Origin of the sequence: Planktothrix prolifica NIVA-CYA 540 (assembly GCF_963864145.1) — a bacterium.
Classification (GTDB): domain Bacteria; phylum Cyanobacteriota; class Cyanobacteriia; order Cyanobacteriales; family Microcoleaceae; genus Planktothrix; species Planktothrix agardhii.
This window is the reverse complement of the sequence record NZ_CAWLTW010000001.1, coordinates 2,328,658-2,341,258: the sequence shown is the minus strand read 5'-3', so window position 1 is coordinate 2,341,258 and position 12,601 is coordinate 2,328,658. Positions and strand designations below refer to the sequence as shown.

At 41.0% G+C, this 12,601-nt stretch carries 9 protein-coding genes; 4 read left to right on the top strand and 5 right to left on the bottom strand.

Annotation, left to right across the window (positions count from 1 at the left end; translation table 11 throughout):
- Positions 1–9: 9 nt before the first annotated feature.
- The gene (locus tag AC559H_RS10735; RefSeq protein ID WP_081696193.1) at positions 10–873 is read left to right on the top strand and encodes an ABC transporter ATP-binding protein; all 864 of its coding nucleotides are present in this window, start codon (positions 10–12) and stop codon (positions 871–873) included.
- Positions 874–989: 116 nt separating this feature from the next.
- Here the strand turns inward: AC559H_RS10735 and tkt are convergent, their stop codons facing one another.
- Both tkt and AC559H_RS10725 read right to left on the bottom strand, forming a co-directional pair.
- The gene (gene tkt / locus AC559H_RS10730; protein WP_026794557.1) at positions 990–2,996 is read right to left on the bottom strand and encodes a transketolase; all 2,007 of its coding nucleotides are present in this window, start codon (positions 2,994–2,996) and stop codon (positions 990–992) included.
- 256 nt (positions 2,997–3,252) lie between these two features.
- On the bottom strand, positions 3,253–3,828 hold the full coding sequence (locus AC559H_RS10725; protein ID WP_026794556.1) for a (2Fe-2S) ferredoxin domain-containing protein: 576 nt from the start codon (positions 3,826–3,828) through the stop codon (positions 3,253–3,255).
- A gap of 291 nt (positions 3,829–4,119) precedes the next feature.
- Between AC559H_RS10725 and AC559H_RS10720 the strand changes: the two genes are divergently transcribed.
- Positions 4,120–4,389 (top strand): hypothetical protein, encoded by a 270-nt coding sequence (locus tag AC559H_RS10720; RefSeq protein WP_233422940.1) that lies wholly within the window; start codon positions 4,120–4,122, stop codon positions 4,387–4,389.
- Here AC559H_RS10720 and AC559H_RS10715 read toward each other — a convergent pair.
- The 3 genes from AC559H_RS10715 to AC559H_RS10705 all read right to left on the bottom strand — a co-directional run bounded on the left by AC559H_RS10715 (position 4,364) and on the right by AC559H_RS10705 (position 10,292).
- On the bottom strand, positions 4,364–5,593 hold the full coding sequence (locus tag AC559H_RS10715; protein ID WP_026794555.1) for a Sll1247 family protein: 1,230 nt from the start codon (positions 5,591–5,593) through the stop codon (positions 4,364–4,366). The genes AC559H_RS10720 and AC559H_RS10715 overlap by 26 nt on opposite strands.
- A gap of 392 nt (positions 5,594–5,985) precedes the next feature.
- A complete protein-coding gene (locus AC559H_RS10710; RefSeq protein WP_051319640.1) occupies positions 5,986–9,639 on the bottom strand; it encodes a WD40 domain-containing protein in 3,654 nt (1,217 codons plus the stop codon).
- 362 nt (positions 9,640–10,001) lie between these two features.
- The gene (locus tag AC559H_RS10705) at positions 10,002–10,292 is read right to left on the bottom strand and encodes a DUF2949 domain-containing protein (protein ID WP_081692362.1); all 291 of its coding nucleotides are present in this window, start codon (positions 10,290–10,292) and stop codon (positions 10,002–10,004) included.
- Between the two features lie 366 nt (positions 10,293–10,658).
- On the opposite strand from AC559H_RS10705, the gene AC559H_RS10700 reads away from it, so the two are divergent.
- Positions 10,659–11,435: a DUF362 domain-containing protein gene (locus AC559H_RS10700; RefSeq protein WP_036832819.1), complete on the top strand. Its 777-nt coding sequence runs from the start codon at positions 10,659–10,661 to the stop codon at positions 11,433–11,435.
- 386 nt (positions 11,436–11,821) lie between these two features.
- On the top strand, positions 11,822–12,553 hold the full coding sequence (locus AC559H_RS10695) for a hypothetical protein (protein ID WP_148292214.1): 732 nt from the start codon (positions 11,822–11,824) through the stop codon (positions 12,551–12,553).
- Positions 12,554–12,601 lie beyond the last annotated feature (48 nt).

Genomic DNA, 12,601 nt, shown 5'->3' with positions numbered 1-12,601 from the left:
CTCAAAAAAATGCACCTAGAAATCAATAATCTTCATAAACAATTTCCCACCCGAACAGGGTTTTTAGTCGCCTTACAAAATATTAATCTGCACGTTGAAACCGGAGAATTAGTCTGTGCTGTTGGCGCATCCGGTTCAGGAAAATCCACCCTATTAAGAATGATTGCCGGGTTAGATTATCCCACTTCGGGTAAAATTATCGTGGATGGAATGGAAGTCACCGGGCCTGGAGCAGACCGGGGAATGGTATTTCAACGCTATACCTTATATCCCTGGTTAACCGTCCAAAAAAATGTAGAATTTGGCTTAAAATTACAGGGGGTTTCCCATCAACAACGCCGAGAACAAACCTCCTATTATTTAGATGTTGTTAGCTTAACTCCCTTTGCCCAATGTTATCCCAAACAACTCTCAGGAGGTATGAAACAACGGGTAGCCATTGCCCGTGCTTTAGCCACACAACCGAAAATTTTGTTAATGGATGAACCCTTTGGGGCGTTAGATATTCAAAGCAAAGAAACCATGCAACAATTTTTACGGCAACTGTGGCAAAAAACAGGTTGTACAATTTTAATGATTACCCACGACGTTGAAGAAGCGGTATTTCTATCCCAAAGAATTTATGTATTAAGTACCAGACCCGGACAAATCCAAGATGAATTTATAATTAATTTACCCGAAGAACGTAATTATAAAATCAAACGTCAATTAGAATTTCAAAAATATGTCGGTGATATTATGGATTTACTGCGGGGAAGCAAAGAAGAATCTGTTATAGCAGGGAACACCGGAACAGCCCCCCCTAGCCCCCCGTGCACGGGGGGTTTGGGGGGAGGGAACAGGGGGGAAAATAGTTCACCGTCTGGGTTCTAAGATCCGTCTGGTGTCCTAACTGCCTTGGCGGTTGCTATACTGTTTATTTTAAGTAGTTACACAAGACGGAAAAAGGTGGGTCTAGCCCACCTCAATCAATCTAATTGATTTCTGGCTTAACCCAATAACGCTTTCGCCTTAGCCAAAACATTATCAACGGTGTAACCGAATTTCTCCATCAACACACCACCCGGAGCCGAGGCACCAAAGGTATCAATGCTGATGCTGTCGCCTTCGCTACCCGTGTAACGTTGCCAACCAAAACTACAACCCGCTTCCACAGCCAGACGTTTGGTAACAGCTTTAGGTAACACAGACTCTTTATAAGCAGCATCTTGTTCTTCAAACAGTTCCCAACAAGGCATAGAAACCACCCGAACTTTTTTCCCAACCTGGGTTAATTTTTCGGCGACTTCCACACACAGAGAAACCTCGCTTCCAGTTCCGATTAGAATTAAATCGGGAGTTCCTTCGCTATCGGACAGAACATAAGCCCCTTTGCCGACCACATCAATAGAACTACCGTTTAAGTTCGGTAATGCTTGGCGAGTTAAGGCTATCAATGTGGGACGATGACGGTTTTCCACAGCGATTTTATACGCTCCAGAGGTTTCGTTACCATCCGCCGGACGCATCACCAACAAGTTAGGAATCACCCGCAAGGAGGCAATGGTTTCCACAGGTTGGTGAGTTGGGCCATCTTCCCCAAGGGCGATGGAGTCGTGGGTCATCACATAAATCACACCGACTTCCGATAACGCCGATAAACGAATCGCCGCCCGCATATAGTCAGCAAAGACTAAGAAGGTTGCACAATAGGGAATTAATCCTGAACCATGCAAACCAATCCCATTACAAATTGCCCCCATTGCGTGTTCACGGACACCGAAACGCAGGTTACGATTTTGATATTGTCCTTTTTGGAAATTACCAAAACCCTTGATCTCCGTTAAGTTGGAGTGAGTTAAGTCCGCCGAACCCCCAATTAATTCGGGAATAGCCGGAGCTAAGGCATTCAGACATCCTTCGGAATATTGGCGAGTGGCTTTACCTTTTTCATCGGGAGTGAATGTCGGTAAGGATTTTTCCCAACCTTCGGGGAGTATTCCACTGGTGCGGCGTTCAAATTCCGCAGCTTCTTGGGGATATTTGGCTTTATAGTCAGCCCAAGTTTTATTCCATTCAGTTTCCAGATTAGCCCCACGTTCAACGGCTTTGCGGGTATGGGCTAAGGCATCTTCAGGAATTTCAAAGGGTTCATAGTTCCAACCCAGGTTTTTCCGAGTCGCGGCCACTTCATCTGCGCCCAAAGCGGCTCCGTGAACTCCAGCAGTATTTTGTCTGTTGGGAGAACCGTAACCAATGATGGTGGTAACTTTAATGAAAGTGGGTTTATCGGTGACAGCCTTGGCTTTAGCAATAGCATCGGCGATACCATCTAAGTCGGTATTCCCATTTTCAACGTGCAGAACGTGCCAGCCGTAGGCTTCAAACCGTTTGCTCACATCTTCGGTAAAGGAAATCTCGGTATTTCCATCAATAGAAATATGATTATCGTCATAAAGGGCAATTAATTTACCCAGTCCCAGATGTCCCGCTAAGGAACAGGCTTCACCAGAAACCCCTTCCATGTTGCAACCATCACCCAGGATCACATAGGTATAGTGGTCTACCAGTGCAGCATCGGGTTTATTGAAGGTCGCCGCGTCATGAGCTTCGGCCATCGCTAACCCAACGCCATTGGCAATCCCTTGACCTAAAGGGCCAGTGGTAACTTCCACACCCTCAGTTTCAAAGTTTTCTGGGTGGCCAGGAGTCCGAGAACCCCACTGACGGAATTGTTTAATATCATCTAAGGTGACGCTATCATATCCCGTTAAATAAAGGAGGGCATACTGCAACATACAGCCATGACCTGCGGATAGGACGAAGCGATCGCGGTTATACCATTTAGGATTTTTGGGATTGAACCGCATAAACCGATCCCACAACACAAAGGCCATGGGCGCGGCACCCATTGGTAATCCTGGGTGGCCGGATTTAGCTTTTTCTACCGCATCAATGGCTAGGAAGCGAATCGAATTAATGCAAAGTTCTTCAAGTGATTGGGCTGGATCAACCATAATTATTGTTATCTGTAAACTTTAGTGAGTGCGTGAGCGCTCATTTTATAGAATCTCAACAAGTGATTCTCTGCCATAAGTCGCTCTGGAATTACCCTTAGACCGCATCACAATCATCTCATCACTTGAGACACGCAAGCAACCCAATTCTTGATTTTTGGTCAAAGTTTATTTTCTTGCCTATGCACAAATTGTCAATTTTGTCAATACCCTACCCGTTACTTGCCATTTTCCCCAATTTAAGATTGCTATATCTTTAAAAATGTTTATCAATTAACACTGGAATTTGTTTTGATTCAACTTTGCTATAATGGATTTTATCGGGTAACATCACAAGATTAGGGCCAGATTTACATTTTTTCAGACATCCTGTTTTTTGAATCGTGACTTGATCTTCTAATCCCCGTTGGGCTAACTCTTTTTCTAATAACGAACAAACCCGATCTCCTCCCCGTTTGCGACAATCGGATTTTTGACAAATTAGGATTTTTGCAGGTTTAACAGGAATAACTGAAGGTTGAGTTAAGGGAATTTCGCCGTCTTGATCAATCTGAGAATTAAAAGAAACTGATGGAGTTAGAGTTGATATCGGTTTTGAACTTGAAAGCACTTGCGTTGCTTTTAGCTTAATTTTTCCGGTTTTAAAATCTTGTTTTTTCTGGCCTGTAACCTTGACTTGATAACCCGGAGCTAAATCAGAAATTCCAATAATTCTGACTTGTTTGGAAACTTTAATCAATAATAATCCCAAAGAAGTCATCAAGGTAATTACTTTAGGTCTTCCATCTTTAATCCCCACATTTTGGATTGTTCCAGTGAGATTGAATTCCATATTTAATGAATGGGATGATTGAACTCTATTTTGAATCATGGGGACAAACCAGCCCACAGATCAAGCCCTAGACTCTGATCGGTGAACCTCTATAGACTAGGATACCTCAAATGAAAATTATTCTCAATAGATCAAATAAAATTTTTCTCAATTCTGACGAGATGGCGATCGCCAGTTGTGGCCAGGGATAAACCCCGATCTTAAATACTGAGAAATGCTAAGTTTATAAAAATTTCTGTTACTTAGGATACATTTTGCTAAAAATATGTAAAAATTTTAGATAGAGAAATCATGGAGTCGATTAATATGAATCTGGAAGACAAAGCCCGGGAACTCTTGGTACAAGATCGCCAACACCAAGAACACATCAGTGAAAATATGCTCAACCGAGTAGCCGAAGAAGAACAAGCGGTGGAACAAACCCACGAACAAGCGCGAGAGTTATTAGCTCAAGATCGCCTACATGACGACCATCTCCAAGAAGCGATGTTGACTCGGGCTGAGGAAAAATCAAGTCATTTTCCGGTGTTCCTTCCTATACTTTCAACTTTCCCCAGTTAAGACCAAAAGCAATATTGAGATTTTCCAAAGATTCCACTAGCCAAAATACTTTATCTCGGGGAAAAGTGGCATAATGGTTAAATAGAATCGAGAACCGTTTTTCTAAATCTGATTTAACCTTCCGACAAATTAAGACAATTTTTAAGAGTAACCCAATTGAACGAGTCACACCCAAGTTACTGCTTAAATCTAAAAACACAAAGTGATGGGGTTGTTGGGGACTTTCTACGACTAGGAAATTTAATAACTTGCGACAGGTTCCCGCTATCAGAGTATCATTCACTTTCTGACTATCATTGTGTGAGAGCGTCCCTTGAAGTTCTCGGTACAAGCGATTATTAAAATGTTTTTTTGCATATTTAGTATCAACTGCCTCCGTTAAATATTCATACAATTCTTCTTTAAATGTCCGATAAGTACGAGCGTTTTGAATTTGATTGACAAAAATTTTGGCTAAATCATCATAGGTATGATAACCGTCAATTCTCCCCGTAAAATGTTTGAGGGAAAAATTCAATTTTTTATCCGTTAATAGGGTAGGGTTTTCCACAGTTGGTAAGATTAACCGTTGTTCCCGAGGAATATTTTTAAAGGTGAGATATTGAGATAAATCATGTTCAAAAGTTTCTTGAGCCTGCGTCCGCATATCCCGAATTTCCTGGCGTTGTTCATCGGGACTATCATCGGTTAAAAAACAATGATCATATAAATAGGGATAACGACTAATTAAACCCTCGACATTATCACTTTTTTTATCTTCTTCCGCTTTGATTTTTTCTTCAAAAACCATACTCAAACGGCGCAGAGCTTGGTATTGTTCGGTTTGAGTAAATCGTTTAACTAATGAACGGAGGCGTTTTGCTGTCCAACAGGAGGGTAAACCCGAGGGTGTTTGTTCAAAACTATGAATCAGTTCAGGAATCGCCCACTGATCCCTGGGATGTTTGCGCCATCGGTTAATTAAAATATAGCAACTGCGGTTCAGAACATACTGAAATTCTATATTAGCTAAATCGGAATCAACAATCCGACCGACGGCTAAATTAACTGCTAAATCGGGGTATTCCCCACCTTGGATAAACAGATTAAAGAAACGCTGAATCAGTTGTCGGGGTGCTTCAAGATCAACACAGCATTGCAGATGAACATAAATGACTTGCTCATCTGACGAATGGTAATACTGGCTGAACCCCGAACTATTCACGGTATAACCCCTCTTTTTCTAGGGACAGATCGAACACAACAAGAAAACTATTACAACCCCACACTGTCACCCAACATCATAACCTACTTGAGTCCGTTTTCCTAACCGTCCCAATGGTCGAACAAGTGAGATTTCAATTTTCCCTCCCGTCTCTTTCGGAGTATGCTCCTACTGGTATCGAGGCAAGTACAACGTCCAGTTATCTTTAACCCACTTCTTCTGTAACAACAAAAGAAATTTGAATAAGAATCAACCAAGGATGACTGAAAACTTGAGGCAGAGTGTGGCTTACGTAAGAATACATATATTCTATAGATAAATCATTACAACTTCTATAAAGATTTAGCAAAAATCAACGATAAATTGTAAAGATTCGGTAAAGCTATTTCTTATCAGCTTTGATCACGGTTAAGATCGATGGCTCCCAGGGCTTTAAGTGTAACTTTTTGTGCCGTTGTGATTCCGGTCACACCCGTAATATTTAAGCCATTGTATGGCTTATCAGCGCGTAAGGTTTTTAAACATTCATTAGTGTGTAAATCCCACACCTTAATCCCTTGATCATGACTTCCACTCGCCAAAAAATTTCCTTGAGGATCACCATGAACTGACCAAACGGGGTGATCATGACCCTTGAGGTTTTTCACACATTCCCCGGTGGCAATATCCCACAATTTAACATTATGATCATAGCTGCCACTTACCCAAACTTCTTTCTGAAGATAGAATAAAATTCCTTGGACTCGTTCAAGTTCACCTCGCCAGGTTTGCAGACATTCACCAGTTTCAACATTCCAACATTTCACCGAACGATCATAACTCCCACTGACTAAAACAGAACCCTTGTCCGTAAACCCCAAAACATGAACCCGATCACTGTGACCTTCGAGAACCGCCAAACATTCTCCCGTTAGTACATTCCAAACTCGGATCTGATGGTCATTACTCCCACTAGCTAAAATCCGATCTCGCGGACTAAAAGCTACCGAACCCACCCAACGCTGATGACCTTCTAAAGTTTGTAACAGTTCTCCAGTCTGCACATCCCAAACCTTCACCGTTTGGTCATCACTAGCACTGGCGAGTAGCATACCTTCGGAACTAAAGGTCACAGCTTGAATCCGATCGCTATGACCATGTAAGGTTTTGAGACATTCCCCCGTCTGTGCATCCCAAACTTTGACCGTTTGGTCATAACTCCCAGTGGCGATTAACCCGCCATCGGGACTAAAGACCACTGACCATACCCAATCCCGATGACCGGGTAAATGCTTGAGACAACGACCTGTCCCCACATCCCACAGTCGCACCTTATTGTCATCACTACCACTAGCCAAACGCCGACCATCGGGACTCAAAACAAACGACCAAACCTGATGACGATGACCCCGTAAGGTTCGTAACCGTTGCCCAGTTTGGACATCCCATAACTGCACTATCCGATCTACACTTCCAGTGGCGAGGGTTTGGTTATCGGGACTAAAGGCTAAGGAACAGACCTGACTTTCCAGTCCGGTTAAAGTCTTTAAACACATTCCCGTTCGGATATTCCAGAGTTTCACGGTTTGGTCATCGCTGCTACTGGCTAATAGTTCTCCATCGGGACTAAAAACCACGATCCAAACCGAGTCTTGATGACCTTCAAAGGTATGGAAACTGTTACCAGTATTGGCATCCCATAGATGAACTGTTTTTTCCTGGGTACTACTGGCGATCAAATGAATTTTACCAGGAGTTAATCCCGAAGCAACGAAGGTAACGGCCCAATTCCAGGCCTCATTTCCATAAAAAGTGCGTAAACAAGTTTCGGTTTGAACATCCCAGAGTTTGACCGTCTGATCCTCACTGGTGCTGGCAATCTGTTCACCATTGGGACTCCAGGTGAGGGTGGATAGACGGTCAGTATGACCGATGAACTGATGCACACATTGTCCCGAATGAATATCCCAGATCCGAATCTTTTGGTCATCGCTACCACTGGCTAATAAATCGCCTTGGGGACTAAAACCCACGCAATTTACTGTTCCTTGATGGTCTGACCAACGGTTTAGGCATTCTCCGGTTGAGACTTTCCACAGTCGCACAGTTCGATCCTCACTACCACTGGCGAGTAAAGTACCATCAGAATTGAAACTGAGGGACTTGACGCTTCCGGTTTGACCTTGACAGACTAATAATAGTTGACCTTCTTCGACTGTCCATAAAATAATTTTGCCTTCTGTATCTCCGGTGGCTAGAATTCCGTTATTTCCCAGGGCGACGGTGAGGGAATTTCCTAGGGTTTTGGCAAACACTGATCGAGATAAATCGGAACCGGAAAAGTTAACGTTTTGTAAGTTAGCATCTTGTAAATAGGCTTGCCAGAGTGTTAATTGAGAAAAGTCATACTCTGCTAAATCGAGATCTAAGTGGTGACAAAGATTCAGAATATTCCCGCCTCCATAACCGGAGGAATGATGGTCTTGTTTTAACCGTTCAATTAGGGTTTTAAATTTTTGATTGAGTTCTCCTGAAATTCGATAACGGTTGAGGAGTTTTTGAACAATCGGTTGCAGGATTAAACGGGTTTGACTTTCTCTAATATAATCTTTGGCTTGGGATTTTATTATGGGATATTGATTAAGAATATTAATGGTTTCTGTTTCGATTTCTTCGATAACTTTTTCAATCAATTTTTCAATGATATATTCCATGACTACGGGTTGTTGGGTGAAACTCCCACTACTTTTTTCAATTAGCGATCGCCGACTCAAGGATTCTAAGGCTTCGATCAGTTCTACGGGGGAAATAATTGATAACAAATCTTTCCTTAAATCCACTATTGTAGAAGGTTCTCGATTAATTGCTAACCAGTACATAGTTTCTAATTCCAGTTCAGAAATTCGCCCCAATTGTTGTTCTAATAAATCCCTAATATCCCCAAATATCGCTGTTCCTTCGCGGATCTGGTCTAAAAAATCACCAACATTCCCCGCAAATAAATCATAAATAGTAGTGGTGACAATTTTCAATGCTAGGGGATTTCCGGCATAGCGTTCAATTAATTCTTGCCATTGTTCTAAGGAACTATAAACTCCTTTAGCTTGAATAATTTCTTGGCAATTTTTCGTATCTAATCCGGGTAAAGGTAAACAACGAACTTTCAGAGTTTGACCTTCTAATGCTGATATTTCTCTGGGTTTTTCTCGACTGGTAATCAATAGACAACTTTTATGTTGGGTTTCTCCTAAACGTTTAAATAGATCCCCGTAATTTTCATAACCTGGATAGTAGCGTCCAACTCGATTTCCTTCTTGTAAAATTGATTCTAAATTATCTAAAATAATTAAACATCGAGAGTTTCTTAATAATTCCATCAATTGAGAAATTTGACGGGCAGGATCGGTCGATAAGTTATATTCAATCTTATTAGCAAAAAATTGAATTAAATCGATTAAAATTTCAGTTAATGGCGGTGCATTTCTGAGCGATCGCCAAATCACATAATCAAAATTAGGATGAATTTGTTGAGCAAATTTTACCGATAAAGAGGTTTTTCCCATTCCCCCCATTCCTAATAACGCAATCACCCGACAATCTTCCTGCAAAGTCCACTGTTCAAGTTGGGCGAGTTCTTGAAGGCGTCCATAGAACTGAGACACATCCGGTGCTTCTCCCCAGTCCACATTTGAGGGGGTTGACTTTTGAGGATTAAGGTTTGAGGGTTGAGGGTTGACGGTTAAGAGCAAACTAGGGAGAACAATTGTACTACTGACTTCTCCATCTTCCTCTAATAAAGCGTCTAAGGAACGACGTTCAATGACGGCGCGAAAATTCTTTTTCCCAACTTTTTCACCTAACTCATCTGATAATAACTTCCATAATTTTGGCCCTACGTCCTGCTTCAGATATTCAGGAGTACAGCGATATTCTAAAGCAATTTCATGATATTTCTGACAGTACCAAGTTCCTTGAATAACGGCGGTTTGTGCGTCAGTCAAGTGTTTTCCGGTTTTGTTAAAAACCAATGTATCGGTAATTGCAAGTGCCTGTTCAAAGTTCATCATGACCAACAGATACAACCGAGTTTGTTTTTGCTGTTTATCCCGCACCTTTACTATACCGTCGCAGGAATTGTAACAGAAAGTGGTTATATCGGAACTTATCTTTGATCTTCTCAAGGTCAGAATTTTATTTTTTATATAGAAGATATCATATCCATTAACATCAATGAACTTTGAAAGTTTTCTTTTTGAGGCGGTTGTAATTCTTAACTAAAATTAAAGTCAGCCTTGTATTAAAGCTGACTTAGTAATTATTGAATTGAGATTGTGGTCGTTGAAATCTTCTAATTAAACATCGTGACATAGACAGAATTTAAAAAATGGGATTTAAGACATTTTCTCAAAATAGTTTAAGCCAGAGGAAACTACGCTGCCAGCGAAACAGAGATATGTATAGTTTCATCCATTGAAGACTGGGAATAATCAGGATAAGAATACATGACGGATTTCGCTTCCATGATGCTTCCAAATCGTTCCAACCAATCAAAAATTCGATCCAGTTGTTCTAGTGTAATTAATCCATACTGCCATAGGATCATCGGTAACTGACCTGAATCGTTTTCAGGGTGGCGCAAAGCTGTAGCAATTGAGGACGCGGGGATCGCTAACTCCCAACGTAAAAACTGAATTAGTTGTGCTTGTTTGGGTGAAATCATTTTGAGGTTCCTAGAAATCGGGCATAAAAAGTTAGATTCTGGTAGAAATTAAGTTCCACATTATTAATCTTACCGAAAATCTAGGGCTACTCAGTGACAGATATCTGGCGAAATCTGTGATTAAATCTGGTTAATGATGTGATCATCATCACAGGGCAAATAATCACTACACTCAGTCTCTACAAGATTTTATTTTCGGGGTTGAATTGAGATAATGCTACCACTCTTTGGGTGAACATCGCTTTTTGATGGTATTTTAGTTATGGAAGTTTGAGTACCTTTGCTAAAAATGGTTTAATAAAAATCGATTCATTAAAAAAATATTAAAAATTCCCGAATTTGGTTAATCGTTGAAATGCAGGTTTTATGAGAAATTCTATCGTTCAGGGTGTCAAAACAGCAGAATTCGTCTATTACCCCCCCAAAATCGCATTAACGGCAAAACGGATTTTGGTCAAACCCAATTTAGGATATCCCGTTGGGCCGCCCGTTACCGTCAGTTTGCAGGTCTTAACCACGGTAATCCAAACCCTGCGACATCAAAACCCTGATGCGGAAATTTTAATAGTAGAAGGGGTTTGTTCTCCGGTGTCTCTGGATGAAATTGTTCGTCGTCATGGGATAGATCAAATTTTAGGGGACGGGATGCGGATTTTGGATGCGGATATCCTCCCTTTAACTGAATATCCAAATTTGTCCCCCCAACCCGTGCGGTTTAAATCGATGTTCGCCCCCAGTTTATTGACAGAGGTGGACTGTCGAATTAGTATCGGGGCATTTAAACGAACTATTCTAAATGGAAACCCTTTAATTTCTGCATCCTTAAAAAATTTATATGGTTTGTTTCCCAGGGCGCATTATCGCGCGAGAAGTCCCCATTCACGAGGACAATTACACCGTCCTTCTGTTCCGTTAATCTTACAGGATGTTTATTTTTGTATCGGACATTTATTTGATGGGGCTATTGTAGATGGCGATCGCCAATTTATCAGTCCTAATTGGAAACCCGACCGAGGTGAATCAATCCCATTAGGAAAAGTATTTTGGGGGGAAGATTTAATCAGCGTTGATCGAGAAGCCTGTAGGGTTGCAGGGGAAATAATTCCCAGTTATTTAGACCGGATTGATCAACTGCGTTCGTAAAATAATACCCCCATTTTGACCACACAAATGAAAGGCTTTTTGGGTAGCTAAAATATGTTCTGGGGTTTCGGCAATCGGAACCGTTACCGCACAATTATCGACTAGATAATCATGTAACTTTGATTAAAATTGTTCCAGAAATCTATTGAAAACGAGGAACGGTTTGATTAAGATATAGTTTAACAGGGGATAGAGCAAGGGATTGTCACTGAGGGAATAGAAGAATAATTTTTATGTTTAGGTTTGATGATTTTATAGTATTTAAGGATATTCTAAAGAAGTGTTAGAATCAAGGAATAGCCATACCACACCGGACGAGGCTTGCTCCCAAGTCAAATTAAAGGGTAAATTCCTGATACCTAAAAAATCCTAATTCAATGAGGACTATGATGCTAAACCGATTCAAAGCGATTTATAGGATAGTAATTTTAAGTTTAGGGTTGGTTTTCCTACTGGGAATCACACCTACTTGGGCTGCTCAACCCCTCCCTGAACCTAATGCTCAAGGTAACTATGTGAGCCTATCTTCCCATCTATATTGGCAAGTTGTTGATTCCGATCCTAATGGGTTGAATTGTCGCATGGGAAATTCAAGCATTGAAGAAATTTGGAATCCTGATAACCCTGGATTTCCTAGTATTAGTAATTGGCCAGTAGTTGCCACATTTAAACCCGATGAGATTTTTCAAGCGCAAGTGAGTTATAGTGGCTTTGTTTTCACCAGAGATGCTCAATTTTTACCTTGGATTTTTGTTAAGAAAAAACTTGATGGCACACCTGCAAACTGTTTTATCCGGGCGAATAGTGCGTTAATTAAACCTGTTGAACAACCAAAGGATAATAACGTTTCAACTCCCACTGTTGAACAACCAAAGGATAATAACGTTTCAACTCCCACTGTTGAACAACCAAAGGATAATAACGTTTCAACTCCCACTGTTGAACAACCAAAGGATAATAATATTATTTCAACTCCACCTGTTGAACAACCAACAGATAATAATATTATTTCAACTCCAACTGTTGAAAATCCAACGGATAATAATATTTCAACTCCAACTGTTGAAACGCTTCCTGATACTAGCATTGACAACACTGAACCCTTTGTTGATTTGTAGGGATCTCTCGTTTCTAGGTTCTACCTAGAAACAAGAGATAGGAGTTAC